The sequence below is a fragment of the Streptomyces sp. NPDC029956 genome (genome assembly GCF_055574655.1).
This window is the reverse complement of the sequence record NZ_JBVHZJ010000021.1, coordinates 99,998-125,947: the sequence shown is the minus strand read 5'-3', so window position 1 is coordinate 125,947 and position 25,950 is coordinate 99,998. Positions and strand designations below refer to the sequence as shown.

Genomic DNA, 25,950 nt, shown 5'->3' with positions numbered 1-25,950 from the left:
ATCCACACCGAACCCGGAAGGCCCTCACCCGTTCAAGAAGCCTCAGCCGAGACCTGCGTCACCTGTCCACAACCTCCCGGGACAGAACACCTAGGGCTCGCGGGTCCTCAGGGCTCGGCGGAGGTCGTCGAGCTGGTCCACCAGCTTGCGGTGCAGCGCCGGGATCATGGCGTCCGTGAGGTGCTGTTCGCCCAGGTCGAGGGAGTCCTGGTCGACCGCGTACGACGGGAAGGCGTAGCGGCCCGCCGCCTCGGCCATGGCCGCGCCCCGGCGCTCTCCGAGGGCGATGGCCGCCGGGTAGAAGCGGGGGACGTACGCGCGTACGAGCTCCGCCTGCTCGGGCTGCCAGAAGCCCTGGGCCGTTGCCGTGAAGAGGTAGTTGGAGAGGTCGTCCGTGTCGAAGAGGGCCGCCCAGGCCGTCTCCTTGGCCTCCGCCGTGGGGAGCGCGGCGCGGCAGCGGGCCGCGCCCTCCTGGCCGGTGGCGCTGGGGTCCCGCTCGAGTTCGGCCGCGATCGTCGGCTCGTCGGTGGCGCCGAGGACGGCGAGACGGGCCAGGATGCGCCAGCGCAGTTCCGGGTCGAGCTCGGGGCCGCCGTGGACGGTGCCCTCGTCGAGCCAGGAGGTGATCTGGTCGGGGGTGGTGGCGCTGTCGATGAGGGCGCGGACGGCGGTGAGGCGCAGGCCGGGTGCTTCGCCGTCCTCGGTGCGGCGCAGCAGGGCGCGGGCGATCTGCCGGATGGTGGAGAGGGCCGCGGGGCGTGCCTCTTCGGTGACGTACCGGTCGGCGATCTGGGTGCGGGCGAAGCCGAGGACGCCTTGGACGAGGGCGAGTTCGGTTTCCTCGGTGAGGTGCGCGAGGGCGAATTCGAGGTAGTCGGTGGGGAGGAGTTCGCCGTCGCGGACCATGTCGCGCATGGCGTTCCAGATCACGGCGCGGGTCAGGGCGTCGGGGATGCGCGAGATGCCGCGGAGGGCGGATTCCTCGGACGTCTGGTCGAAGCGGAGCTTGGCGTAGGTGAGGTCCTGGTCGTTGAGGACGACGAGGGCGGGGCGGGGGCCGGTGAGTTCGGCGGGTTCGGTCTGGGGTACGTCGAGTTCGCGGCGTTCGCGGAGGACGAGGTCGCCGGAGGGGTCGCGGTCGTAGAGGCCCACGGCGACGCGGTGGGGGCGGCTGCCCTGGCGGTCGACGGTGAGCTGCCAGCGGAGGCCTTCGCCGGTGAGGGCGGGGGTGAGGGTGTCGACGCCTGTCGTGCGGAGCCACTGGTCGGCCCAGGCGTGGACGTCGCGGTCGGTGGCGGCGGCGAGGTTGTCGATGAAGTCGGCGAGGGTCGCGTTGCCGAACCTGTGGCGCTTGAAGTGGATGTTGATGCCGGCGAGGAAGTCCTTCTCGCCGAGCCAGGTGACGAGCTGGCGGAGGGCGGAGGCGCCCTTGGCGTAGGAGATGCCGTCGAAGTTGAGGAGGGCGGAGGCGGTGTCGGGGACGGCCTCGGGGTCGGGGGCGACGGGGTGGGTGGAGGGCCGCTGGTCGGCCTCGTATCCCCAGGCCTTCCGGGTGACGCCGAAGTCGACCCAGGTGTCGGGGAAGAGGTCGGAGCAGGCTTCGTTGACGGTCTGGTAGCCCATGTACTCGGCGAAGGACTCGTTCAGCCAGATGTCGTCCCACCAGCGCAGGGTGACGAGGTCGCCGAACCACATGTGGGCCATCTCGTGGGCGATGACCATGGCGCGGGTCTGCCGTTCGGTGACGGTGACGGCGGAGCGGAAGACGAACTCGTCGCGGAAGGTGACGAGGCCGGGGTTCTCCATGGCGCCCGCGTTGAACTCGGGGACGAAGGCCTGGTCGTACGAGTCGAAGGGGTACGGCTCGTCGAACTTCTCGTGGAAGCGGTCGTAGCAGGCCTTGGTGACGGCGAGGATCTCGTCGGCGTCGGCGTCGAGGTGGGCGGCGAGGGAGCGGCGGCAGTGGATGCCGAAGGGGAGTCCGGCGTGCTCGGTGCGGACCGAGTGCCAGGGGCCGGCGGCGACGCACACGAAGTAGGTGGAGAGCGGTGGGGTGGCGGCGGACCGCCACCGGCCGTCGGCCTGCTGTTCGGTGATGCCGTTGGCGAGGACGGTCCAGCCTTCGGGGGCCGTGACGGCCATCTCGAAGACGGCCTTGAGGTCGGGCTGGTCGAAGGCGGCGAAGACGCGCTGGACGTCCTCCATGAAGAGCTGGGTGTAGACGTACGACTCGCCGTCGCTGGGGTCGGCGAACCGGTGCATGCCCTCGCCGGTGCGGGAGTACCGCATGGTCGTACTGATCCGCAGAACGTGCTCGCCCTGGCCGAGGTGCAGCGGGAGGCGGTTGCCGTCCAGGGTGGTGACGTCGAGGGGCTCGTCGTCCAGGAGGGCGGAGTGCAGGGTTTCGGGCTTCAGCTCGACGAAGGTGTCCCCGGCGGTACGGGCGGTGAACCTGATGAGGCTGGTCGATCCGAAGGTCTCGTCGCCGGTGGTGAGGTCGAGGTCCACGCTGTAGTGCTGGACGTCGAGGAGCTGGGCACGGGTCTGCGCTTCGTCGCGCGTCAGTACGGACATGGCCCTATGCTGCCCGATGCCTTCGGCGTGGGGCAGGGGTGGTGGGGCCCGGACCTGCTCCGGGTGGGTCCTGGGGGTGTTTCCCGCCGTTCTCAGGCGAGTCCTGAGCCGTTCAGGTGGGCGAAGGCCGCGGTGATCCGGGGCCGGTCGTAGCCGGCCGGGCCGGCCGCTCCGCTGGAGAGCAGGGTGTGGAGCAGGATCCGTGCCTTGGCGGGGTCGAGGGGGCCTGCCGGGATCAGTCCGTGGTGGAGCAGGTCGTACTCGGATCCGGGGCCGCGGTAGGTCTCCGAGAGGGTCGGGCCGCTTCCGGTGCGGGAGGCGAGGACGACGGGGATGCGGCGGGCGATGTCGGCGAGCGGCTCGACGAGCCGGGCGGGGGCGTGGCCGGCGCCGAAGGCGGCGACGACGAGGCCCTGGAAGCGGTGGTCGACGGCGTCGAGGAGTTCGCCGCGGTCGCCGAGGGAGAGGGTCACCAGGGCCACTCGTACGTCGGGGTCGAGCTTCAGCGGGCAGAACGCGGCCTGTACGGCGGGGCGGAGGAGGATGCGGGGTTCGCCCTCGACGACGGTGCCGAGCGGCCCCGCGCCGGGTGAGGCGAAGGTGGCGACGGAGGTGGTGTGGGTCTTGCGGGCGAGGCGGGCCGCGTGGATCTCGTCGGCGAGGACGACGAGGACGCCGAGGTTCCGGCAGGCGGGGTGGGCGGCGACGGCGAGCGCGGCGGCCAGGTTGGCGGGGCCGTCGGCGCCCGGCAGGTCGGGGCGGCGCATGGCGCCGGTCACGACGATCGGCTGCTCGGTGGTGCAGAGCAGGTCGAGGAGGAAGGCGGTCTCCTCCAGGGTGTCGGTGCCCTGGACGACGACCACGCCGGAGCCCGCGGCGACGGTGGCGCGGACCTCGGCGGCGAGCGCGGCGAGGTCGGCGTGGGTGAGGGTGGAGCTGGGGACGCGGCGGAAGTCGTTCAGCACGATGTCGTGGTCGCCGCCGAGTTCGGCGAGGACCTCCTGGCCGCTCATCCGGGCCGCGTCACCGCCTCGTGCGGAGATGGTCCCTCCGAGGGTGAAGACCGTGACGCGGGCCATCAGCGTGCTCCGTCCGCAATCGTCTCGTGGTGGCGGATGACCTCCGCGATGATGAAGTTGAGCAGTTTCTCCGCGAAGGCCGGGTCCAGTTTCGCGCTGCCGGCGAGTTCCCGCAGCCGGGCGATCTGCCGGGCCTCGCGGGCCGGGTCGGCGGGCGGCAGCTGGTGTTCGGCCTTGAGGACGCCGACCTGCTGGGTGCACTTGAAGCGTTCGGCGAGCATGTGCACGACCGCCGCGTCGATGTTGTCGATGCTTTCGCGCAGCCGGGTCAGCTCGGCCCGTACGTCCTCGTCCGTCGCTGACGGGGCCGCGGTCGGGGCCGGGGGCGGGGTGGGCTGGTGGGGGCGCGGGGACTCACTCATGATCTGCGAGCTTAGACGGATCTCGGGAGGATCGTGGGGGGGTGTTCGGGATCCGGAACGGTGTTGCTCCAGCCGCCGTGCACCGAGCGTCCCTGTTGTTCGCGGAAGCGGATGGGTGCTGTGCCGACCCGTCGGGTGAAGAGCCGGGAGAAATAGGCCGGGTCGTCGTAGCCGACGCGGCGGGCGACGGCGGCGACGGGCAGTTCGGTGGCGGCGAGGAGTTCCTTGGCGCGGCCGAGGCGCACGGTGAGCAGGTAGTCCTTGGGGCTGCATCCGGCGGCCCGGCGGACGGCCGTCCGCAGCTCGGCGGCGGTCATGCCGTGCCGGGCGGCGTGTTCGGCGACGGAGAGCGGCTGGAAGGCGTCGCGGGCGAGGGCGGCGAGGACGGGGTCGCCGTCGGCGTTGGTGTCGGCGCGGGCCCGGCGGAGCGCGACGAGGAGTTCGTGGACGGCGGCGCCGGTCTCGACCTCCAGGAGGGGGTTGCCGGCGCGGGCGGCGCGGGCGATCCGGCCGATGGCGGCGCGGGCGGGCGCGGCGTCGGCGAGGGGGACGACGGGCCGGTCGGGTTCGATGTAGCCGAGTTCGGTGTAGGTGGTGGTGGCGGGTCCGGAGAAGTCGACGAAGGCCTCGTCCCAGCCGGTGCCGGGGTCGGCGCCGTAGTGGTGGGGGGTGCCGGGTGTCAGCCAGAGGAGGGCGGGCGCGGTGACGGTCGTGCGGCGCCCGTCGGACGCGAGGTACCAGCCGCTGCCGGCGGAGACGACGACGGCCACGTGGTGGTCGAGGGTGCGGGGTCCGACGGTGGGCAGGGTGCCGTGCTGGAGTCCGACGCCGAGGCAGACGAGGCCGAGGCGGTGGTGGACGGGGCTGGGCGTGAAGTAGCGCATCCAGGTGTGGTACATGCGGTGGTGCCCCTCCCCTGCCCCCTCCGGCGGATCGGGGCCGGGCGGGCTCTAACGTCCAAACTGCGACGATCTTTGTCCATGGACCGGTTCGCCGCCAGAGGGCGAGGGTGAGGCCATGAGCACGTTCGCTGTGGGTGACGAGGACTTTCTGCTCGACGGTCGGCCGGTGCGCCTCCTGTCGGGGGCGCTGCACTACTTCCGGGTGCACGAGGAGCAGTGGGAGCACCGGCTCGGGATGCTGCGTGCGATGGGCCTCAACTGTGTCGAGACGTACGTCCCCTGGAATCTGCACGAGCCGGAGCGGGGGCGGTACGCGGACGCGGACGCGCTGGGGCGGTTCCTGGACGCGGTGGCGAGGGCCGGTATGTGGGCGATCGTGCGCCCGGGGCCGTACATCTGCGCCGAGTGGGAGAACGGTGGTCTGCCGTACTGGCTGACCGGCCCGCTGGGGCGGCGGGTGCGGACTCTGGACCCGGGGTTCCTGACGCCGGTGGAGGACTGGTTCCGGCGGCTGCTGCCGCAGGTGGTGGAGCGGCAGGTCGACCGGGGCGGGCCGGTGGTCCTGGTGCAGGTGGAGAACGAGTACGGCAGTTACGGCAGTGACCGGGGCTATCTGGAACGGGTGGCGGAGCTGTTGCGGGGCTGCGGGGTGAGCGTGCCGCTGTTCACCTCGGACGGTCCCGAGGACCACATGCTGACGGGCGGCTCGGTGCCGGGGGTGCTCGCGACGGCGAACTTCGGCTCGGGGGCGCGGGAGGGCTTCGCGACGCTGCGGCGCCACCAGCCGTCGGGGCCGCTGATGTGCATGGAGTTCTGGTGCGGCTGGTTCGACCACTGGGGTACGGAGCACGCGGTGCGGGACCCGGGGGACGCGGCGGAGGCGCTGCGGGACATCCTGGAGTGCGGGGCCTCGGTCAATGTCTACATGGCGCACGGGGGCTCGAACTTCGGCGGGTGGGCGGGCGCGAACCGGGCCGGTGACCTGCATGACGGGCCGCTGCGGGCGACGGTGACGTCGTACGACTACGACGCGCCGGTGGACGAGGCGGGGCGGCCGACGGAGAAGTTCTGGCGCTTCCGTGAGGTGCTCGCGGCGTACGCGAAGGGGCCGCTGCCGGAGGTTCCGGAGCCGCCGGCGCGGCTCGCGGCCCCGGTGCGGGGCCGTTTCGACGGCCGGGCGTCGCTGGGCCGGGTCCTGAGCGTGCTCGGCGACGAGGAGAAGGTGACTCCGGTGCCGCCGACCTTCGAGGAGCTGGGCGTGGAACGGGGTCTGGTGCGCCACCGGGTGACGGTGCCGGGCCCCCGGCAGCCGTACCCGCTGAGCGTGACGGGGCTGCGGGACCGGGCGGTGGCGTACGTCGACGGGCTGCCCGCGGGGGTCCTGGACACCACGGACGGCGAGGACGTGACGCTCGTGGAGCCGGTGGGCGGGTCGGCGGTCGTCGACCTGTGGGTGGAGTCGCTCGGCCGGGTGAACTACGGGCCGCGGCTCGCCGAGCCGAAGGGGATCACCGGGGGCGTACGGCACGAGCGGCAGTATCTGCACGGGTTCCGGTCCCGGGGGCTGCGCCTGGACGCGTTCGAGGCGCCGGCCGTGGACAAGGTGCCGTTCGAGTCGGCGGCGGACGGGAGCGGGCCGGGTCTCTACCGGGGGACGCTGGAGGTGGCGGGGGCGGGGGACGCGTGGCTGCGGCTGCCGGGCGGCACCCGGGGCTTCGTGTGGGTGAACGGTTTCTGCCTCGGCCGGTACTGGTCGGCCGGGCCGCAGGACGCGCTGTTCGTGCCGGGCCCGGTGCTGCGGGAGGGCGCGAACGAGGTGTGGGCGCTGGAACTGGAGGGGGACGGGAGGCCGGGCGTGGAGCTCGGCGTCGTCTGAGCCCGCAGCACAGCACAGGACGGCATCGCGCTCAGCGGGTTGTCGAAAGGGACAAGGGAACAGAGGAACAGAGGAACAACGGCATCGAGCGCGCGACGGTGCCCCGGAGCCGAGGCCGCTCCGGGGCACCTGTTCGTGCGGTCCGCTACAGCGTGGCTGCGGCCGACTTGATCGCGGAGGCGAAGGTCGAGACCTCCGTGTAGACGCCCGGGTAGCCGGCGCGGGCGCAGCCCTCGCCCCAGCTCACGATGCCGACCTGGACCCATGCTCCGGCGTTGTCCTTGCGGAACATGGGGCCGCCGGAGTCGCCCTGGCAGGTGTCGACGCCGCCCTGGGTGTAGCCGGCGCAGATCTCCTCGGTGGGGACGAGGTCGCTGCCGTACGAGTTCTTGCAGGAGGCGTCCGAGACGAACGGCACGTTCGCCTTGAGCATGTAGCGCTGCTGCCCTCCGCCCTCACGGGCGGCGCCCCAGCCGGCCACGGTGAAGGTGCCGCTGTTGTACGCCGTGGTCTCGGCGATCTTCAGGGTGGGCAGCGACGTGATCGGGCTGGCGAGCTTGATCAGCGCCCAGTCCTTGCCCTTGCCGTTGTAGCCGGGGGCCTGGAGGACCTTGGTGGACCTGACCTTGATCGCGCTGCTGCTCTGCAGGTCCACGACACCGGCGGTGGCGGTGATGCTGGTGTTGTTGCCGGAGCCGTTCACACAGTGGGCCGCGGTGAGGACGACCTGGGGGGTGATCAGCGAGCCGCCACAGCCCATGGAGAGCCGGACCATCCAGGGGAACTCGCCCTGGGCGACGCGGGTGCCTCCGACGACGGGGGCGGGGGCGGCGGAGGCGGTGGTGGGCTGGAGGCTGACGGCCGCCAGGACGACGGCGCCGGCCGCGGCGAGCTTCTGGAGCGCACGGACCATTCGGTTCTGATTCACGTGTCTGCCTTCTCTCATGGGGGGTTGCCTCGACAGGCGATGACATGCGCCCGTCAAGTCATGTCCGGATTATGGACAACTCTCAACTGCCGCCACAAGGAAGTCTTTTCAGCCACACCGCGCCGGAACCGTAAAATAGGCCGGAGGGGGGTCCGTATGCCGAACCGTCAGGAGGGCGACCGCGTCGCCCACGGCTTTCCGCACCACGCCACCGTCGGGGACTCGCTCACCGCGCTCTACCGGCGCCTCTCCCCTGACGGCGTACACCGCTACCCGACGAGCGTGCCGCCCGCCGACGTGGCCCTCGGGGACGACGAGGACCTGCATCTCGGCACCCAGCGGGTGGCCCGCGCCCTGGTCCGGCACCTGAGGCTGCCCGAGGCACGGCTGGTGGTGAGCTTCCGGCAGATGGAGCACGCGGCGGCCGTCGAGCTCGCCGCGGGACCCGAGTACTTCGTGGAGCTCAACGACCGCTTCCGGACCCGCCGCCGGGACATCGGCGCGGCCCTCGCCCACGAGATCACCCATGTCCTGCTGCACCGGCTCGGCCTCGGCTTCCCCGGGACCGCGGAGAACGAGATCCTCACCGACGTGGTCACCACGTACCTGGGCGCGGGGTGGCTGCTGCTCGACGCGTACCGGCAGGACGGCGTGGAGAGCCAGAAGCTCGGCTATCTGACCCCGGAGGAGTTCGGCTACGTCCTCGCCAAGCGGGCCGAGGTGTTCGGCGAGGACCCGTCACCGTGGTTCACCAGTGCGGTGGCGTACGAGGCCTGGGTACGGGGCCGGGCCGAGGCCGACCGGGAGCGGGCGACGCCGCCGCTCGCCGGGGCGGGCTGGGCCGAACGCCGCCGCTACGGCTGGGAACGGCGCCGGGGCCGGGCGGGCGAGGCCGCCCCGTACGCCTTCCAGGGCGGAGCGCCCGCGACCGGCGTCTCGTTCCTCTGCCCGGTCTGCCGGCAACGCCTGCGGATCCCGGCGGGCCGGGCACTCAAGGCCCGGTGCGGCGTGTGCCGGACGGTCCTGGAGTGCGCGGGCTAGGTCCTGCCCTCGAACCCCCGCCGGCGGCACCTAGCTCTCCGGAGGCGCCTGGGCCAGGTTCTTGTGGAAGTGGACGTCCTCGGCCCCGCCGGGGATGCCGAGGACCCGGCCGGTCTCGACGTAGCCGTGCCGCCGGTAGAAGTCCGGGGCCTGGAAGGTGAACGACGAGACGGTGGCGCGGTCGCAGCCGCGCCGCCGCGCCTCGTCCTCGGCCGCGCGCAGGAGCCGGCCCCCCCAGCCGTCCTGCCGGCTGCCCTCGCGGACCCACAGCATGTCGATGCCGAAGAGGCCGCTCCAGGTCCAGCCGGTGAGCCCGCCGATCAGCTCGCCCTTCTCGTCGACCGCCTTCACGGACAGCTCGCCCTGGTCCTCGGGGGTGGTGTTCGTGGCCGCGAAGTTGAAGGCGTCGAGCCCCTGCTCCAGGGCCTTGGCGAGTGCGGTGTCCCCGTCGCCGACGCTGAGCGTCGCGCCGTCCCGGCCGGGATCGTGATCGTGCGTCATGCGGCCCGATTCTGGCACGGACGTACGAGCGGACCGTCGCCCCGGAGGAGGGGCGGGAAGCGGGGCGGCGCGCGGGGGTGGGAATGGATTTGCGCCAGGGACGGACGGCGGGTCAGGGTCGGCGCATGAGCACGCTGTTCGACGCCATCCGTGACGGGGACGAGGACGGGGCCGTACAGGCCCTGCGGGACGGGGCCGACCCCGAGGGCCGGGAGGACGGGGAGACCGCGCTGTACCGGGCGGCCGTCGGCGACGAGGCCGGAATCGTACGGGTGCTGCTGGCCGCCGGGGCGGATCCCGGCCGGGGCAGCGGCGAGGGGGGCGACGACCTCCCCCTGTGCGGGGCGGCCGTCGGCGGGCACACCGAGGTGGTACGGGCCCTGCTCGCGGCGGGCGCCGGGCCCGACCAGGAGGAGGCGTACGGGTTCACGGCCCTCGCCTGGGCCCTACGGCTCGGACACACCGACACGGCGCGGCTGCTGCTCGAGTACGGGGCCGACCCCGACCGGCGCGGACCCGACGGGATCCTGCCGCTGGTGGCCGCCGCCCGGCGCGGCTCCACCGGCTGCGTACGGGCGCTGCTCGACCACGGGGCGAACTCCCGGGAGGCCGCGCTGCGGGAGGCCCGGCGCTGGATCGGCGTCGACATGGCGGCCGAGCTGCGGCGCGGCCTCGTCGCAGGGAACGAGGGCGGCCAGACGTACGAGGCGGTGGTCCGCCGGGTCCGCGAGGACGGCGGGGTGACGGTGGTCGTCGAGCTGCTGCGGGAGGACGGCGCGCCCGGCCGCGGCGACGACCGCCAGACCGGGCACGCGGCGATCGCCACGCTCATCGAGGCGGCGCTCGGGCTGCACACCTCGCACGAGGAGCTGGCGGCGCGGGCGTTGCGCTGCGGCGATCCGGAGCTCGACGACTGGACGACGGCGGTGGCCGAACTCGCCGGCCGGGCCGACGAGGAGACGTTCGTGGCGGCGGCCGCGTGGTGCGCGTACCGCGATCCGTTGCGCCGGGCGCTGGGCGCGCGGGTGCTCGGCGCGCTGCCGGGCTTCGCGCCGAGCGCGGTCCCGGTGCTGCGGCGGCTCGCGGCGGAGGTGACGGGGGCGGCGCCGCAGCGGGAGGCGGGGCCCGCGGGGTGCCCGCGGGTTCCGTCCGCGCGGGAGCCCGGGCCTTCGCCGGTGCCGGCGCGGGAGCCGGTCCTTTCGGTGGTGTCGGCGCTCGGGGAGTGCGGGGATCCGGCCGCCGTGCCCGAACTCCTCGCCGCGGCCGGGCATCCCGACGCGTCCGTCCGGCGGGCGGTCGCGGGAGCCCTCGCCGGGATCGTGCCGGCCGGGCACCTGGAGGCGCTGGGGGTGCTGCTCGCGCTGAGCAGGGACGGGGACGCGCGGGTACGGGACTGGGCGACGCTCGCGCTCGCCGAGCTGCCCGACGACACCCCTCTGGTGCGGGAGGGGCTCGCCGAGCGGCTCGGCGACACCGATCCGGAGACGGCGGCGGAGGCCGCGCGCGGGCTCGCGATCCGTCAGGACCCGCGTGCCGTGGACGCGCTGGCCTCGGCCCTGGCGGACGGCGACCCGGAGGGCGCGGCGCGGGAGACGGCGCTCGCCGCCCTGGAGTACGTCCACGACCCCCGGGTCAGGACCCGCCTGGAATGGACGTCCCCGCGCCGCGCCTGATCTCTTCCGGCGTGCTCAGCAGCCGTAGTCGATCAGGTCGAAGGTCGCGTAGTGGTCGGACGTGTAGTAGTCCTCCTGCGCCGCGTCGCCGGTCACGATCCGGCGGGCGCCGCGGGTGGAGGATCCGGGGGTCTCGACCGTGTACTCGTGGTAGTAGCCGAGGGAGTGGGCCGGCAGGATCTGCTCGCGGTTCTGGAAGACGGAGCCGTCCTGGCTGTACGGGAAGGGGCCGCCCGTGTCGATCAGACGCAGGGTCGTGTACGCCTGGTCGGGGAGGTCGGAGTGGCAGATGTCCCCGACGGCCTCGGTGGCCGCGACCGAGGTCGCGACGGTGGCGGGGGCGGGGGCGGGGGCCGGGGCGGCGGTGGCGGGGGCGCCGAGGAGGAGGGAGGAGACGAGGGCGGCGGCGACACCGCCGGCGAGGGTGAATCGAGGGGGGATTCGCATGGCTGAGATCTTGACGCGCGTAGATCCGGCCGGGAAGGCCAACTCCTTTCCATTCGCCGGATGTTGACTCCTCGGTCGCGAACGTGCGGATCTCGTGTACGAGGGAGTGACCCGGGGGCCCACGGGGAACGCGGCCGGCTCCCCGGGGCCCGCGTCGCCGGTGGCGCGGGGTGCCCGGGCGGCCCTCGGAGCCCGCGTCGCCGGTGGCGCGGGGAGCGCGCGGGGGCGTCGAAGCCCCCCGGCGCGACCCGCGCTCAGGCCCCGTACACGGGGTGCGGCGGCTCCGCCTCCGCCAGGAGGCGCCGGGCCGTCTCCCCCGCCTCCGCCGGGGTCCGGCGCGTGCCCTTGTCGGCCGTCGGACCCGGCCGCCAGCCCTCCATGACGGTGAGGCGGCCGCCCTCGGCCTCGAAGACCCTGCCGGTCACACCGTCCGAGGCGGCCGAGCCCAGCCACACCACGAGCGGCGACACGTCCTCGGGCAGTGCGTCGAGACCGTCGAAGACCTGCTCGGTCATCCGGGTCCTGGCCGCCGGGGCGATCGCGTTGACCTGGACCCCGTACCGGGCGAGCTCCGCCGCCGCGACGAGGGTGAGGCCGACGATCGCGGCCTTGGCCGCCGCGTAGTTGCCCTGCCCGACACTGCCGAGGAGTCCGGCGCCGGAGGTGGTGTGGACGATCCGCGCCACCGGCGTGCGCCCGGCCTTCGCCTCGGCCCGCCAGTACGCGCCCGCGTGCCGCAGCGGCAGGAAGTGGCCCTTGCCGTGGACCCGCATGACCGCGTCCCAGTCCTCCTCGTCGAGGTTCACCAGCATCCGGTCGCGCAGGAAGCCCGCGTTGCTGACGAGGGTGTCGAGCCGGCCGTACGTGTCGAGGGCGGTCGCGACCAGCGAGGCGGCGCCTTCGGTGGTCGCGATGTCGCCGCCGTGGGCGACGGCCTCGCCGCCTGCCGCCCGGATCTCCTCGACGACCGCGGCCGCCGGGCTGTCCGGCCCCGGTCGGCCGTCCAGGCCGACCCCCAGGTCGTTGACGACGACCCGGGCCCCCTCGGCGGCGAACGCGCGCGCGTGCGCCCTGCCGAGCCCCCGGCCCGCTCCCGTCACGATCACCACTCGCTCGTCACACAGACCCATCTCGGCTCTCCTTGTCGGCGGTCACTGCATCGGCGGTCACGGCATTCACGGTCGCGGCATCACCCGAAGCGCCATCGGCGGTCGCGGCATCGCCGGAAGCGCCATCGGCGGTCACGGCGTTGACGGTCGCCGCGTCCAGGAAGGCGGGGCGCTCCCCGCCTCCGTGCACGAGCAGCGAGGCCCCCGACACATAGGCCGCCCGGTCGGAGGCGAGGAAGACGGCGGCGTCCCCGATCTCGTCCGGCGTGGCGAGCCGGCCCAGGGGCACGGTCCGGCCGACGGCGGTGATCCCGGCCTCGTCGCCGTAGTGGAGGTGGGACAGCTCGGTCTCCACCATGCCGAGGACCAGGGTGTTGACCCGTACCTCGGGGGCCCATTCGACGGCCATCGAGCGGGCGAGGTTCTCCAGGCCCGCCTTGGCCGCTCCGTAGGCGGCCGTGCCCGGGGAGGGCCGGGTGCCGCTGACGCTGCCGATCATGACGACGGCGCCGCGGGAGGCCCGGAGGAGCGGGTGGGCGGCGAGGCTGACGGTGAGCGGGGCGGTGAGGTTCAGCTCGACCACGCGCGCGTGGCGTTCCGCGCCGCTCTCCCCCAGGAGGCGGTACGGGGTGCCGCCCGCGTTGTTGACGAGGGCGTCGAGCCGTCCGTACCGCTCTGCGAAGTCGCTGAGGAACTCCCGTACGGCGGCGGGTTCCCGCAGGTCGACGGGGTGGAACGCGGCGGTGCGGCCCGCCGCTTCGACCGGTGCGTCCGGGGGTCTGCGGGCGCAGACGGCGACGCGGGCGCCGGCCCGCAGAAAGGCGCGGGCGATGCCCGCGCCGACGCCGCGGGTTCCACCGGTGACGAGCACGACCCTCCCGTCCAGCTCCATCGGCTGCTACCTTCCTCCTCGAGAGGGTACCTAACAAACGTTTGGTGGAAAGGTAGCTGATCCACTCATGGGTGTCTGCACCTCGCGCCCCACTGCGGGCGTGGCCCTGGTCACCGTCGACTTCCCACCCGTCAACGCCCTGCCCGTGAAGGGGTGGTACGCGCTCGCCGACGCCGTCCGCACGGCGGGCCGCGACCCCGAGGTCCGCTGCGTCGTGCTCACCGCCGAGGGCCGCGGCTTCAACGCGGGCGTCGACATCAAGGAGTTGCAGCGCGACCCCGGGCACACCTCCCTGATCGGCGCCAACAGCGGCTGCGCCGAGGCCTTCGCCGCCGTGTACGAGTGCGAGGTGCCGGTCGTCGCCGCGGTCGCCGGCCACTGTCTGGGCGGCGGGATCGGGCTCGTCGGCAACGCCGACGCGATCGTCGCCGCCGAGGACGCCGTCTTCGGACTGCCCGAGCTGGACCGGGGCGCCCTCGGTGCCGCCACCCATCTGTCCCGCCTCGTGCCCCAGCACCTGATGCGGGCGCTGTACTACACCTCGCGGACCGCGACCGCCGCCGAACTGCACGCCCACGGCTCGGTGTGGCAGGTGGTGCCGCGCGCCGGACTGCTCGACGCGGCCCTCGGCCTGGCCGGGGAGATCGCCGCGAAGGACGGCAGCCTGCTGCGGCTCGCCAAGGCCGCGCTCAACGGCATCGACCCCGTGGACGTCCGGCGCAGCTACCGCTTCGAGCAGGGCTTCACCTTCGAGGCCAGTCTCAGCGGGGTCGCCGACCGGGTCCGCGACACCTTCGGGAAGGAGGGCTCCCGGTGAACCGGAGGACCGAGAAGACGGACAAGGTGATGACCCCCGAGGACGTCGTGGGCCGGCTCCGCTCCGGCATGACGATCGGGATCGGCGGCTGGGGCTCGCGGCGCAAGCCGATGGCCCTGGTCAGAGCGCTGCTCCGGTCCGAGATCAGTGATCTCACGGTGATCTCGTACGGTGGCCCGGACGTCGGCCTGCTCGCGGCCGCCGGCCGGATCCGGCGGCTCGTCGCGCCCTTCGTGACCCTGGACTCCGTCCCCCTCGAACCGCACTACCGGGCCGCCCGCGAGCGCGGCGCCTTCGAACTCACCGAGCTCGACGAGGCGATGTTCATGTGGGGGCTGCACGCCGCCGCCAACCGGCTGCCCTTCCTGCCGGTGCGGGCCGGCCTCGGCTCCGACGTGATGCGGGTCAACCCCGGTCTGCGGACCGTCACCTCCCCGTACGAGGACGGCGAGGAGTTCGTCGCCGTGCCCGCGCTGCGCATGGACGCGGCCCTGGTCCACCTCAACCGCGCCGACCGGCTCGGGAACGGCCAGTACCTCGGCCCCGACCCGTACTTCGACGACCTGTTCTGCGAGGCCGCCGACACGGCGTACGTCTCCTGCGAGCGGGTGGTGGAGTCCTTCGGGCCGGACACCGTGCCCCAGACCCTTCTCGTCAGCCGCCACAGCGTCGCCGGCGTCGTCGAGACCCCGAACGGGGCCCACTTCACCTCCTGCGTCCCCGACCACGACCGCGACGAGCCGTTCCAGAAGCTCTACGCGACCACCCCCTGGACCGAGTTCGCCGAGCGCTTCCTCTCGGGCGGGAGCGAGGACGACTACCAGGCGGCCGTCCAGGCCTGGCACAAGGAGGAGCGGAAGTGACGACGGACGCGACGACGACAGCGACCAGCCGGGCCGAGTACTGCGTGATCGCCTGCGCCGAGGCCTGGCGCGACAACGGCGAGGTGCTCGCCAGCCCCATGGGCCTGATCCCCTCCTTCGGCGCCCGGCTCGCCAAGCGCACCTTCTCCCCCGACCTCCTCCTCACCGACGGCGAGGCGCTGCTCGTCGGCCTCGACGGGCGGACCGAGGGCTGGCTGCCGTACCGCAGGCACCTCACCATGGTCACCGGCGGCAGGCGGCACGTGATGATGGGCGCCAGTCAGATCGACCGGTACGGCAACCAGAACATCTCCTGCATCGGCGACTGGGAGCGGCCCACCCGGCAGCTCCTCGGCGTCCGCGGTGCGCCCGTCAACACCCTCAACAATCCGGTGAGTTACTGGATCCCCAAGCACTCGACCCGGGTCTTCGTCGAGCGGGTCGACATGATCAGCGGGGTCGGTTACGACCATGCCGTCGGGCCGTACCACCGCCTCCCCCGGGTGGTGACGGACCTCGCCGTCCTCGATTTCGAGACGCCCGGCCACGCGATGCGGCTCGCGTCCGTGCACCCGGGCGTGAGCGTCGACGAGGTCCGGGCGGCCACCGGTTTCGACCTGGTGATCGGCGAGGACGTGCCGTGCACCCGCGAGCCGACCGCCGAGGAGCTCCGGCTGATCCGCGAGGTCATCGACCCGGGCGGGCTGCGGAACCGCGAGGTCAGGTCCTGATGGAGACCGCCCTGACCGAACTGGTCGGCGTCCGCCACCCCCTCGTGCAGACCGGCATGGGCTGGGTCGCGGGGCCCCGGCTCGTCTCCGCCACCGCGAACGCCGGTGCGCTCGGAGTCCTCGCCTCCGCAACGATGACCGTGGACGAACTGCGCGCCGCCGTCCGCGAGGTGAGGTCCCGCACCGACCGGCCCTTCGGCGTGAACCTGCGGGCCGACGCCGGGGACGCCCGCGAACGGGTCCGGATCATCGTCGACGAGGGTGTACGGGTCGCCTCCTTCGCCCTCGCGCCGTCCCGGGACCTCATCGCCGAGCTGAAGGACGCCGGGGTCGTGGTGATCCCCTCCGTCGGCGCGCGGCGGCACGCCGAGAAGGTCGCCGGCTGGGGCGCGGACGCGGTGCTCGTCCAGGGCGGCGAGGGCGGCGGGCACACCGGCGAGGTCGCGACGAGCGTCCTGCTGCCGCAGGTGGTGGACGCCGTGGACATCCCGGTGATCGCGGCGGGCGGCTTCCGCGACGGGCGGGGTCTGGTCGCCGCCCTCGCGCACGGGGCGGCGGGCATCGCCATGGGCACCCGCTTCCTGCTGACCTCCGACTCGACCGTGCCGGAGGCCGTGAAGGCCCGTTATCTGGCGGCGACGGTCAAGGACGTCACGGTGACGACGGCCGTCGACGGGCTGCCGCACCGCATGCTCCGCACCGACCTCGTCGCGTCGCTGGAGCACGCGGGGCGGGTGCGGTCCCTGGCCCGGGCGTTGCGCCGGGCGGCCGGCTTCCGCCGGATCTCCGGGCTCTCCTGGCCCGCGATGATCCGTGACGGCCTGGCCATGCGCCACGGCAAGGACCTCTCCTGGAGCCAGGTCCTGCTCGCCGCGAACACCCCGATGCTGCTGCGGGCGTCCATGGTCGAGGGCCGTACCGACCTCGGCATCATGGCCGCCGGCCAGGTCGCGGGAGTCATCGACGACCTCCCCAGCTGCGAGGAGCTCGTCACCCGGATCATGGCGGAGGCCGCGCAGGTCCTGCGGACGCTCCCGCACCCCGAGGAGTGACCCACACGCCGTACCGCTCACCCACTCCGTACCGCTCGCCCCCGACCCCCTTGAGCCGCAGAGGAGTCCGGCCGTGCACCTGTCTCGACGCGCGCTGCTCACCGCCACCGGCGCCACCGCCCTGCTCGGCGCCCTGCCCACGGAGGCGATCGCCCGCCCCCGGTTCCCGCAGCCGCCCCCGATCCGGCGGATCCCGCTCCAGGGCGCCGTCAACGTCCGTGACCTCGGCGGCTACCCCACGTACGAGGGGAGCCGGGTCCGGTACGGCCTCGCCTACCGGGGCGACCACCTGGCCCAGCTGACCGACGCGGACGTGACGACGCTCGCCGGACTCGGCCTCGGCACCGTGGTCGACCTGCGGATCCCCCTGGAGGTCGGCCGCGACGGCGCCGACCGGCTGCCGGCCGGTGCCGTGCCGGTCCCCCGGCCCGTCACCGACAACGGTCTGTTCGGGCAGCTGCTCACCGCGATCGGCTCGCGCGACCCGGTGCGGCAGGAGGAGATGCTGGGCGGCGGGCGGGCCGCCGCGTTCATGCGCGAGGTGTACCGGACGTTCGTCACCGACCCCGCGAACCGGGCCGCCTTCGCGGCGACCCTGCGGGACCTGGCCGATCCCCGGCGGGGGCCGCTGCTCCTGCACTGCACCTCGGGCAAGGACCGCACCGGCTGGACCGGCTGGCTGCTGCTCACGCTCCTCGGTGTGCCCGACTCCCTGGCCCGCGCGGACTACCTGGCCTCCAACACCTTCCGTGCCGCGTACGACGCACGGGTGCGGGAGGGATTGAGAAAGGCCGGGCTCATGGAGAACCCGGCCCTGATCATTCCGCTCCAGGAGGTGCGGGCGGAGTACCTCGACACCGCCCTGGAGCAGCTGCGCTCCTCGTACGGGAGCGTGTTCCGCTACGTGTCGGACGGCCTCGGCCTGGAGTTCCGCGAGCTGCTGGCGCTGCGCGCACGGCTGGTGCCCGCGGCCTGACGCCCGGCGCGGCCGGCACCGGCGCCCGCGGCGGCGGCGCGTCCGCCGCCCGTGCCGGAGCCGGCGCCCCGGCCACCGCCGGACGCGCGGCCCGAGCCACCGGCGGAACCGGCGGTGCGGCCCGCGGAGCCCGCCGTACGGCCCGAGGAGCCCGCGGCGCGGCCCGAGGCCGTGCCCGTGGCTCCGGAACGGCCCGAGCCCGTGCCCGTACCGGCCGTGCCTCCGGCCGGGGCGGAGCGGCGACGCCGACCGGAGGAGGAACGGCCACCGGCGGCACCGGAGCCGGCCGGCTTGCGCGGCTGGGTCGGCTGCGGAGTCTCGACGACGACCGGGACGCCCGAGGGCTCCCGCGCGCCGGTCAGCTCGGCGAGCTGCTCGTCGCTGGACTTGATCTGCGCCGTGCGGGGGCTGATGCCCGCGTGCGACATCAGCCGGCCCATGTCGCGCTTCTGCTCGGGCAGCACCAGGGTGAAGACGCTGCCGGACTCACCGGCGCGGGCGGTGCGGCCACCGCGGTGCAGGTAGTCCTTGTGGTCCATCGGCGGGTCGACGTTGACGACCATGTCGAGGTCGTCGACGTGGATGCCTCGGGCGGCCACGTTCGTGGCGACGAGCGTGGTGACCTGGCCGCTCTTGAACTGGTCCAGGGTCCGGTTGCGCTGCGGCTGCGAGCGGCCGCCGTGCAGGCCGGAGGCCCGTACACCGTTGGCGAGGAGCCGCTTGACCAGCCGGTCCACGGACCGCTTGGTGTCCAGGAAGAGGATCGTGCGGCCGTCGCGGGCCGCGATCTTCAGCGTGACGGCCTTCTTGTCGGTCTCGTCCATCACGTACAGGACGTGGTGCTCCATCGTCGTGACCGCGCCGGCCGACGGGTCGACGGAGTGGACGACCGGGTCGTCGAGGAACATCTTGACCAGCCGGTCGACGTTCCGGTCGAGGGTGGCCGAGAACAGCAGTCGCTGCCCGCCCGGCTCGACCTGCTTCAGGAGCTTGGTGACCTGCGGCAGGAAGCCCATGTCGGCCATCTGGTCGGCCTCGTCGAGGACGGTGACGGCGACCTGGTCGAGACGGCAGTCGCCGCGGTCGATGAGGTCGTGGAGCCGGCCGGGCGTGGCGATGAGGATCTCGGCGCCGCGCCGCAGCGCGGACGACTGCCGGCTGATCGACATGCCGCCGACGACCGTGGTGATGCGGAGCCGCAGCGCGGAGGCGTACGGGGTGAGCGCGTCGGTCACCTGCTGGGCGAGCTCGCGGGTGGGCACCAGGACGAGCGCGAGCGGCGCGCCGGGCTCGGCGCGGCGGCCGGCGGAGCGGGCGAGGATCGCGAGTCCGAACGCGAGGGTCTTGCCGGAGCCGGTACGCCCCCGGCCGAGCACGTCACGGCCGGCCAGCGAGTTCGGGAGGGTCGCGGCCTGGATCGGGAACGGCTCCGTGACGCCCTGCTCGCCCAGGGTCCGCAGCAGGCCCTCGGGCATGTCGAGGTCGGCGAAGGCGGCCACCGCGGGCAGGGCGGGCGTCACCGTCTCCGGCGGCGTGAACTCGCTCGGCGGCGGGGGCGCGGAGGGACGGCGCCCTCCGCGGGAGGCCTTCGGCTGTGACGTGGACTTCGCCTGGGCGGTGCGGGGGCTGCGCTTGTTGGGGCGTTCGGAGCGGGTCATGCGTGCCTTTCTGGCCGGTGCTCGCGGCACAGCGGGGGCCCGCACCTGCACGGTGCGGGCCCCGGCTGCTCTACCCGGAACACGCGATACGGGCCCCGGCTGTCTCTCCCGGAACGCGCGGTACGAGCCCCGGATGTCTCTACCGGAACAATAGTGCGCCCCGGAACCTTCCCGCCCCTCCCGACCGATGCCCGGACGGATCAGACCTGCCCAGCGCGGTGCGACGTGGGCGACCTCACAGCGGAACCGTGCCGGATCACCGAGCGGATCACGGCCTCGGGTGACGCCGGCGCGGCCCGCTCACAGCGGTCCGTGGCCCCGTTCACAGCCTTTCGATGATCGTGACGTTCGCCTGGCCGCCGCCCTCGCACATCGTCTGGAGGCCGTAGCGGCCTCCGGTGCGTTCCAGTTCGTGGAGGAGGGTCGTCATGAGTTTCGCGCCGGTCGCGCCGAGCGGGTGCCCGAGGGCGATCGCGCCGCCGTTGACGTTGACCCGGGCCGGGTCGGCGCCGGTCTCCTTCAGCCAGGCGAGGACGACCGGCGCGAAGGCCTCGTTGATCTCGACGAGGTCGATGTCGTCGATGGTCAGGCCGGTCTTCTTGAGCGCGTGGGCGGTCGCGGGTATCGGCGCGGACAGCATCCGGATCGGGTCCTCGCCCCGCGCCGACAGGTGGTGGATCCGGGCCCGGGGGGTGAGCCCGTGCTCCCGTACGGCCCGCTCGCTCGCCAGGAGCAGCGCCGCCGCCCCGTCGGAGACCTGGGAGGAGCAGGCGGCGGTGATGGTGCCGCCCTCGACGACCGGCCGGAGCCCGGCCATCTTCTCCGCGCTGGTGTCACGGCGCGGCCCCTCGTCGACGGTGACGTCGCCGTAGGCCACGGTCTCCCGCGCGAAGCGGCCGTCGTCGATCGCGCGGAGCGCCCGCTCGTGCGAGCGGAGGGCGAACTCCTCCTGGTCGCGGCGGGTGATCCGCCACTTCTCGGCGATCAGCTCGGCGCCGTGGAACTGGTTGACGGGCGCGTCGCCGTACCGGGCGCGCCAGCCCTCGCTGCCGTGGAAGGGGCCGCCGGTGAGGCCGAGGGGTTCGGCGGCCTGCCGGGAGGCGAAGGCGATGGGGATCATGGACATGTTCTGCACGCCGCCGGCGACGACGAGGTCCTGGGTGCCGGACATCACCGCCTGGGCGGCGAAGTGCACGGCCTGCTGGGACGAGCCGCACTGGCGGTCGACGGTCACCCCGGGGACCTCCTCGGGGAGGCCCGCGGCCAGCCAGGCCGTACGGGCGATGTCGCCGGCCTGCGGCCCGACGGTGTCGAGGCAGCCGAGAACGACGTCGTCGACGGCGGCCGGGTCGATCCCCGACCGGATGACGAGGGCCTTCAGGGCGTGGGCGCCGAGGTCCGCCGGGTGGACGGCGGAGAGTCCGCCTCCTCGGCGCCCCACGGGCGTGCGGACCGCTTCGACGATGTAGGCCTCGGGCATGGCGACTCCTCCGGTGGGTCGGGTGGGGCGCACGGGCCGGTGCCGGGACCGTGCGTCGTTACGTGCGTACGGCGATGCCGTCCAGGACCATGGACAGGTACTGGCGGGCGATCTCCTCGGGGCTGTGCAGGCCGCCGGGCCGGTACCAGGACGCGGCGACCCAGACGGTGTCGCGGACGAAGCGGTAGGTCAGGCGGACGTCCAGGTCGGTGCGGAAGACGCCGGCGGCGACGCCGCGCTCCAGGGTGCCGAGCCAGGCCTTCTCGAACCTGCGCTGCGAGTCGGTGAGGTAGTGGAAGCGGGGCTGGTCGGTGAGGTGCCGGGACTCCTTCTGGTAGATGGCGACGGCGGCGCGGTGCCGGTCGATCTCGCGGAAGGACTCGGTGACGAGGGCCTCGATGGTCTCGCGGGGCCCGAGTCCGGCGTCGAGGACGGCGTCGTACCCCTCCCACAGCTCGTCGAGGAAGGTGGAGAGGATCTCGTCGAGCATCGACTCCTTGGAGTCGAAGTGGTAGTAGAGGCTGCCGGCGAGCATGCCGGCGGCGTCCGCGATCTTGCGGACGGTGGTGGCGTTGTACCCCTGGGCGGCGAACACCTCGGCCGCCGTGTCGAGGAGTTCACGGCGCCGCTCGGGCCCGCCGCTCACCGGGTTCTTCTTCTTGCTTGAGCTCTGGGGAGTGTTCGGCACACGTCCATTCTGGTCCCAGGGGGTGTCTTGGCGAGCCCGGCCTGATCGACAGGACACCCCCTACGCGTGCCGGCTGCTGACGGAGACCGTCTCGCCGGTCATGTAGGAGGAGTAGTCGCCGGCGAGGAAGACGATGACGTTGGCGATCTCCCAGGGCTCGGCGTAGCGGCCGAAGGCCTCGCGTGCGGTCAGTTCGTCGAGGAGTTCGGTGGTGGTGACCTTGGCCAGGTGGGGGTGCATGGCGAGGGACGGGGCGACGGCGTTGACGCGGACGCCGTACGCGGCGGCCTCGACGGACGCGCAGCGGGTGAGGGCCATGACGCCCGCCTTGGCGGCGGCGTAGTGGGCCTGGCCGGCCTGGGCGCGCCAGCCGACGACGGAGGCGTTGTTGACGACGACGCCCCCGGTGGTCGTACCGTCGCCGCCGCTGCTCGCGGCGCGGAAGTGGCGGAGGGCGGCGCGGGTGCAGCGGAAGGTGCCGCCGAGGGTGACGTCGAGGACCCGGTTCCACTGCTCGTCGGTCATGTCGGCGAGCTCCGCGGTGCCGCCGAGGCCGGCGTTGTTGACGGTGATGTCCAGGCGTCCGTGGAGCCGTACGGCGGTGTCGTACAGCGCCTGGACCTGGGCGTCGTCGGTGACGTCGCAGGGCTGGGAGGCGACCGCGTCCGCGCCGAACTCGGCGGCGAGCGCGGTCTCGGTCTCCTTGAGGCGCCGGGTGTGGGCGTCGCTGAGGAGGACGCGGGCGCCCTCCTCCAGGAAGCGGCGGGCGGTGGCGCCGCCGATGCCGGCTCCGGCGGCGGCGGTGATCACGGCGGTCCGCCCGGTGAGGAGTCCGTGGCCCGGTACGTAGGGCGGCGGCGGGTTACGGGTCATGGGCGCGGCTCCTTCGGGAGGCCGAGCACCCGCTCGGCGATGATGTTCCGCTGGATCTCGCTGGATCCGGCGTAGACGGTGTCGGCGCGGGAGAAGAGCAACAGCCGCTGCCAGTCGTCGAGTTCGTACGGGGCTCCGGCGGCCAGCGTGGCGGTGGGGCCGCACACCTCCAGGGCGAGTTCGCCGAGGTCGCGGTGCCAGTGGGACCAGTACAGCTTGGCGGCGGAGGGGTCGGTGCCGCGCAGGGCGCCGGCGCGGAGCGCCTGGAGGCCGGCCCAGGCGCGGGTGAGGCGGTCGCGGATGTCGGGGTCGGCGGCGGCGCCGTTGCGGCGGGCGAGGGCGACGAGGGCGTCGAGTTCACGGCGGAAGCCGACCTGCTGGCCGAGGGTGGAGACGCCGCGTTCGTAGCCGAGGGTGGCCATGGCGATCCGCCAGCCGTCGCCGGGTGCGCCGACGACGTTCGCGGCGTCGGTGACGGCCCCGTCGAAGAACACCTCGTTGAACTCGCTGGTGCCGGTGAGCTGGACGATGGGCCGGATCTCGACGCCGGGCCGGTCGAGGGGGACGAGGAGGTACGAGAGCCCGGTGTGGCGGCGCGAGCCCGGTTCCGTACGGGCCAGGACGAAGCACCACTGGGACTCGTGGGCGAGGGAGGTCCAGATCTTCTGTCCGTTCACCACCCAGCGGCCGTTCTCCAGGGCGGCGCGGGTGCGGACGGCGGCGAGGTCGGAGCCGGCGCCGGGTTCGCTGTAGCCCTGGCACCAGAGTTCCCCGACGGCGCGGATCGGGGGCAGGAAGCGGGCCTTCTGCTCGTCGGTGCCGTGGTCGATGAGCGTGGGGCCGAGGAGTTGTTCGCCGATGTGGTTGACGCGGGCGGGGGCGTCGGCGAGGGCGTACTCCTCGTGGAAGGCGATCTGCTCCTCGATGCTCGCGCCGCGCCCGCCGTACTCCTTCGGCCAGCCGACGCAGGTCCAGCCGTGGGCGGCCAGGTGCCGCTCCCAGGCGAGGCGTTCGGCGAAGGCCTCGTGCTCGCGGCCGGGCCCGCCGCGCCCCTTGAGGGCGGCGAAGGAGCCGCTGAGGTGGGTCTTCAGCCAGCCCCGTATCTCCGCCCGGAACTCCTCGACGCTGCTCATGGCCGTACGTTAACCTACCAAACACTTGTTAGGGAACGGGTGAGGGCGGGGTGACCGATGGATCTCTCGTACACGCGGACCGAGGAGGCCTTCCGGGCGGAGGCCCGGGAGTGGCTGCGGGAGCATGTCCCCGCCGAGCCGCTGCCCTCCCTGGAGACGGCCGAGGGCTTCGCCGCCCACCGCGTCTGGGAGGCCGAACTGGCCGCCGCCCGCTGGTCGGCGGTCTCGTGGCCCGAGGAGTACGGGGGCCGGGGCGTCGACCTCGCCCGGTGGCTGGTCTTCGAGGAGGAGTACTGGGCGGCGGGGGCGCCCGGCCGGGTCTCGCAGAACGGCGTCCAGCTCCTCGCCCCCACCCTCTTCGACCACGGCACGGCGGAACAACGCGCGCGCGTACTGCCGTCGATGGCGACCGGCGCGACGATCTGGGCGCAGGCCTGGTCGGAGCCCGAGGCCGGCTCCGACCTGGCGTCGCTCACCTCCCGCGCGGTCCGCACCGACGGCGGCTGGCTGATCTCCGGGCAGAAGACCTGGTCCTCCCGGGCCGCCTTCGCCGACCGGGCCTTCGGCATCTTCCGCAGTGATCCCGGCGCGGACCGGCCGCACCGGGGCCTGACCTACCTCATGTTCGACCTGCGGGCGCCGGGGGTGACCGTCCGGCCCATCGGCCGGCTCGACGGCAGACCGGCCTTCGCCGAGCTGTTCCTCGACGAGGTGTTCGTCCCGGACGAGGACGTGATCGGGGAACCGGGCCAGGGCTGGCGCATCGCGATGTCCACGACGGGCAACGAGCGCGGACTGATGCTCCGCTCCCCCGGCCGCTTCCTCGCAGCCGCCGACCGGCTCGTACGGCTCTGGCGGACGGAGGGCGACCCGGCGGACTCGGCGCTGCGGGACCGGGTGGCGGACGCGGTGATCGGGGCGCGGGCGTACCGGCTGTTCACGGCGGGCGCGGCGGCCCGGCTGGCGACGGGGGCACCGTCGGGGGCCGAGTCCAGCCTCAACAAGGTCTTCTGGTCGGAGTACGACCTGGCGCTGCACGAGACGGCCCTCGACCTCCTCGGCCCGGAGGGCGAGCTGGCGGACGGCGCGTGGGCCGAGGGGTACGTCTTCTCCCTCGCGGGCCCCCTCTACGCGGGCACCAACGAGATCCAGCGCGACATCATCGCCGAGCGGCTGCTCGGCCTCCCGAAGGGGCGCCGCTGATGACCTTCCTGCCGACCGGTGAACAGCGCGCCTTCGCCCGCTCCCTGGACGCGATGCTCACCGCCGCGGACACCCCGGAGGCCGTACGGGCCTGGGCGGGCGACGACCCCGGCCCGGGGCGGGCGCTGTGGGGACGGCTCGCGGGGGCGGGGGTGTGGGCGCTTTCGGTCCCGGAGGAGTACGAGGGTATGGGTCTGCTCCCGGTCGAACTCGCCCACGCGTTTGTGGAGTTGGGGCGTCACGCGGTGCCGGGCCCGGTGGTGGAGACGGTGGCGGCGGCCGTCCTCCTCGGGGAGCTGGCGCGGCTGGACGATCCGGGCCCGGCGAAACGCCTCCTGCCGGGCCTGGCGACGGGCGAACGGACGGCGACGCTGGCGATCGCCGGGACGCCTGCCGTAGGGCGCGTCGGGACGGAGGCCGTACGGCGCGCCGGGGCAGAGGCCGTACGGCGCGCGTCCCCGTACGCCCTGGACGCCGACCGGGCGGACACGGTGCTCGTCGTACGCGGGGAGGAACTGTGGCGGGCGCCCGGTCACGGGCCGGTCCGGGTCTCCGCCGACCCCGCGCGGCGGCTCGCCCGCCCGGCACCCGGCGGGGAGCTGCTCGCCGAGGGCCCCGCGGTGGCCGTCGCGGCCGGGCAGGCCGGGCGCTGGGCGATGCTGGCGACGGCCGCGCAGTCGCTGGGCGTGGGCCTGGCCCTGCTCGACCGGACGGTCGCGTACGCCCGGCAGCGCTCCCAGTTCGGCACCCCCATCGGCGCGTTCCAGGCGGTCAAACACCGGCTGGCGGACACGCTGCTCGCCCTGGAGTTCGCGCGCCCGCTGCTGTTCGGGGCGGCGGTGGGACTGGCGGACGGGAACGCGCCGGACGGCGACCTCGCCGCGGCGAAGGTGACCACGGGCGAGGCCGCGTACACGGCGGCCCGCACCGCCCTCCAGATCCACGGCGCGGTCGGCTACACGGAGGAACTGGCCCTGTCCCTGTGGCTCCGCAAGGCCCGCCCCCTGCGGGACGCCTGGGGCGACCCGGCGACCTGCCGGGCGGCGGTCCTCGGCGCGTACTCCTGACCGGGGCACGACTGCCGGCCGAACG

Annotated in this window: 24 protein-coding genes; 10 read left to right on the top strand and 14 right to left on the bottom strand. The window is 73.9% G+C overall.

Going from position 1 to position 25,950, the window contains the following annotated elements; all coding sequences use genetic code 11:
• Positions 1 to 90: 90 nt before the first annotated feature.
• From pepN to ACZ4XX_RS19160, 4 genes are all read right to left on the bottom strand, one after another.
• Positions 91 to 2,574 (bottom strand): aminopeptidase N, encoded by a 2,484-nt coding sequence (gene pepN / locus ACZ4XX_RS19175; protein ID WP_468509033.1) that lies wholly within the window; start codon positions 2,572 to 2,574, stop codon positions 91 to 93.
• A gap of 92 nt (positions 2,575 to 2,666) precedes the next feature.
• Positions 2,667 to 3,653: an asparaginase gene (locus tag ACZ4XX_RS19170; protein WP_468509032.1), complete on the bottom strand. Its 987-nt coding sequence runs from the start codon at positions 3,651 to 3,653 to the stop codon at positions 2,667 to 2,669.
• A complete protein-coding gene (locus ACZ4XX_RS19165) occupies positions 3,653 to 4,015 on the bottom strand; it encodes a chorismate mutase (RefSeq protein ID WP_468509031.1) in 363 nt (120 codons plus the stop codon). The genes ACZ4XX_RS19170 and ACZ4XX_RS19165 overlap by 1 nt, the downstream gene beginning before the upstream one ends.
• 11 nt (positions 4,016 to 4,026) lie before the next feature.
• On the bottom strand, positions 4,027 to 4,914 hold the full coding sequence (locus tag ACZ4XX_RS19160) for a helix-turn-helix domain-containing protein (protein WP_468509030.1): 888 nt from the start codon (positions 4,912 to 4,914) through the stop codon (positions 4,027 to 4,029).
• A gap of 118 nt (positions 4,915 to 5,032) precedes the next feature.
• On the opposite strand from ACZ4XX_RS19160, the gene ACZ4XX_RS19155 reads away from it, so the two are divergent.
• The gene (locus ACZ4XX_RS19155; RefSeq protein WP_468509029.1) at positions 5,033 to 6,793 is read left to right on the top strand and encodes a glycoside hydrolase family 35 protein; all 1,761 of its coding nucleotides are present in this window, start codon (positions 5,033 to 5,035) and stop codon (positions 6,791 to 6,793) included.
• Between the two features lie 145 nt (positions 6,794 to 6,938).
• On the opposite strand, the gene ACZ4XX_RS19150 is transcribed toward ACZ4XX_RS19155, so the two are convergent.
• Positions 6,939 to 7,706, bottom strand: coding sequence for a S1 family peptidase (locus ACZ4XX_RS19150; protein ID WP_468509040.1), 768 nt, complete (start codon positions 7,704 to 7,706; stop codon positions 6,939 to 6,941).
• A gap of 171 nt (positions 7,707 to 7,877) precedes the next feature.
• On the opposite strand from ACZ4XX_RS19150, the gene ACZ4XX_RS19145 reads away from it, so the two are divergent.
• Positions 7,878 to 8,762: a hypothetical protein gene (locus ACZ4XX_RS19145; protein WP_468509028.1), complete on the top strand. Its 885-nt coding sequence runs from the start codon at positions 7,878 to 7,880 to the stop codon at positions 8,760 to 8,762.
• A 30-nt stretch (positions 8,763 to 8,792) separates the two neighbouring features.
• Here ACZ4XX_RS19145 and ACZ4XX_RS19140 read toward each other — a convergent pair whose 3' ends face one another.
• Positions 8,793 to 9,263: a GNAT family N-acetyltransferase gene (locus ACZ4XX_RS19140; RefSeq protein WP_468509027.1), complete on the bottom strand. Its 471-nt coding sequence runs from the start codon at positions 9,261 to 9,263 to the stop codon at positions 8,793 to 8,795.
• A gap of 125 nt (positions 9,264 to 9,388) precedes the next feature.
• On the opposite strand from ACZ4XX_RS19140, the gene ACZ4XX_RS19135 reads away from it, so the two are divergent.
• Positions 9,389 to 10,936, top strand: a complete 1,548-nt coding sequence (locus tag ACZ4XX_RS19135) for an ankyrin repeat domain-containing protein (protein ID WP_468509026.1) — start codon at positions 9,389 to 9,391, stop codon at positions 10,934 to 10,936.
• A gap of 15 nt (positions 10,937 to 10,951) precedes the next feature.
• Here the strand turns inward: ACZ4XX_RS19135 and ACZ4XX_RS19130 are convergent, their stop codons facing one another.
• From ACZ4XX_RS19130 to ACZ4XX_RS19120, 3 genes are all read right to left on the bottom strand, one after another.
• A complete protein-coding gene (locus ACZ4XX_RS19130; protein ID WP_468509025.1) occupies positions 10,952 to 11,383 on the bottom strand; it encodes a ribonuclease in 432 nt (143 codons plus the stop codon).
• A 254-nt stretch (positions 11,384 to 11,637) separates the two neighbouring features.
• Positions 11,638 to 12,513, bottom strand: a complete 876-nt coding sequence (locus tag ACZ4XX_RS19125; protein WP_468509024.1) for an SDR family oxidoreductase — start codon at positions 12,511 to 12,513, stop codon at positions 11,638 to 11,640.
• Complete coding sequence (locus ACZ4XX_RS19120) at positions 12,500 to 13,384, bottom strand: SDR family oxidoreductase (protein ID WP_468509023.1); 885 nt, start codon at positions 13,382 to 13,384, stop codon at positions 12,500 to 12,502. Before ACZ4XX_RS19120 ends, ACZ4XX_RS19125 begins: the two co-directional genes overlap by 14 nt.
• A 67-nt stretch (positions 13,385 to 13,451) precedes the next feature.
• Between ACZ4XX_RS19120 and ACZ4XX_RS19115 the strand changes: the two genes are divergently transcribed.
• The 5 genes from ACZ4XX_RS19115 to ACZ4XX_RS19095 all read left to right on the top strand — a co-directional run bounded on the left by ACZ4XX_RS19115 (position 13,452) and on the right by ACZ4XX_RS19095 (position 17,823).
• On the top strand, positions 13,452 to 14,201 hold the full coding sequence (locus tag ACZ4XX_RS19115) for an enoyl-CoA hydratase family protein (RefSeq protein ID WP_468509022.1): 750 nt from the start codon (positions 13,452 to 13,454) through the stop codon (positions 14,199 to 14,201).
• A gap of 29 nt (positions 14,202 to 14,230) precedes the next feature.
• A complete protein-coding gene (locus ACZ4XX_RS19110; protein ID WP_468509039.1) occupies positions 14,231 to 15,064 on the top strand; it encodes a CoA transferase subunit A in 834 nt (277 codons plus the stop codon).
• Entirely contained in the window at positions 15,061 to 15,795 is a 735-nt protein-coding gene (locus tag ACZ4XX_RS19105) for a CoA-transferase subunit beta (RefSeq protein ID WP_468509021.1), read from the top strand. Before ACZ4XX_RS19110 ends, ACZ4XX_RS19105 begins: the two co-directional genes overlap by 4 nt.
• Positions 15,795 to 16,847 carry an NAD(P)H-dependent flavin oxidoreductase gene (locus tag ACZ4XX_RS19100; RefSeq protein WP_468509020.1) on the top strand — a complete coding sequence of 351 codons (1,053 nt, stop codon included), beginning with the start codon at positions 15,795 to 15,797 and terminating at the stop codon, positions 16,845 to 16,847. Before ACZ4XX_RS19105 ends, ACZ4XX_RS19100 begins: the two co-directional genes overlap by 1 nt.
• 73 nt (positions 16,848 to 16,920) lie before the next feature.
• On the top strand, positions 16,921 to 17,823 hold the full coding sequence (locus tag ACZ4XX_RS19095; protein ID WP_468509019.1) for a tyrosine-protein phosphatase: 903 nt from the start codon (positions 16,921 to 16,923) through the stop codon (positions 17,821 to 17,823).
• Here ACZ4XX_RS19095 and ACZ4XX_RS19090 read toward each other — a convergent pair.
• From ACZ4XX_RS19090 to ACZ4XX_RS19070, 5 genes are all read right to left on the bottom strand, one after another.
• Positions 17,748 to 19,481 carry a DEAD/DEAH box helicase gene (locus tag ACZ4XX_RS19090; protein ID WP_468509018.1) on the bottom strand — a complete coding sequence of 578 codons (1,734 nt, stop codon included), beginning with the start codon at positions 19,479 to 19,481 and terminating at the stop codon, positions 17,748 to 17,750. The two genes, ACZ4XX_RS19095 and ACZ4XX_RS19090, sit on opposite strands and share 76 nt — an antisense overlap.
• Positions 19,482 to 19,803: 322 nt before the next feature.
• Positions 19,804 to 20,961 carry an acetyl-CoA C-acetyltransferase gene (locus tag ACZ4XX_RS19085; RefSeq protein ID WP_468509017.1) on the bottom strand — a complete coding sequence of 386 codons (1,158 nt, stop codon included), beginning with the start codon at positions 20,959 to 20,961 and terminating at the stop codon, positions 19,804 to 19,806.
• Between the two features lie 58 nt (positions 20,962 to 21,019).
• On the bottom strand, positions 21,020 to 21,649 hold the full coding sequence (locus ACZ4XX_RS19080) for a TetR/AcrR family transcriptional regulator (protein ID WP_468509016.1): 630 nt from the start codon (positions 21,647 to 21,649) through the stop codon (positions 21,020 to 21,022).
• A 60-nt stretch (positions 21,650 to 21,709) separates the two neighbouring features.
• Positions 21,710 to 22,522 carry an SDR family oxidoreductase gene (locus ACZ4XX_RS19075; RefSeq protein ID WP_468509015.1) on the bottom strand — a complete coding sequence of 271 codons (813 nt, stop codon included), beginning with the start codon at positions 22,520 to 22,522 and terminating at the stop codon, positions 21,710 to 21,712.
• A complete protein-coding gene (locus ACZ4XX_RS19070; RefSeq protein ID WP_468509014.1) occupies positions 22,519 to 23,655 on the bottom strand; it encodes an acyl-CoA dehydrogenase family protein in 1,137 nt (378 codons plus the stop codon). Before ACZ4XX_RS19070 ends, ACZ4XX_RS19075 begins: the two co-directional genes overlap by 4 nt.
• Before the next feature lie 57 nt (positions 23,656 to 23,712).
• On the opposite strand from ACZ4XX_RS19070, the gene ACZ4XX_RS19065 reads away from it, so the two are divergent.
• Complete coding sequence (locus tag ACZ4XX_RS19065) at positions 23,713 to 24,858, top strand: acyl-CoA dehydrogenase family protein (protein ID WP_468509013.1); 1,146 nt, start codon at positions 23,713 to 23,715, stop codon at positions 24,856 to 24,858.
• Positions 24,858 to 25,925: an acyl-CoA dehydrogenase family protein gene (locus tag ACZ4XX_RS19060; protein WP_468509012.1), complete on the top strand. Its 1,068-nt coding sequence runs from the start codon at positions 24,858 to 24,860 to the stop codon at positions 25,923 to 25,925. Before ACZ4XX_RS19065 ends, ACZ4XX_RS19060 begins: the two co-directional genes overlap by 1 nt.
• The last annotated feature ends 25 nt before the right edge of the window (positions 25,926 to 25,950 follow it).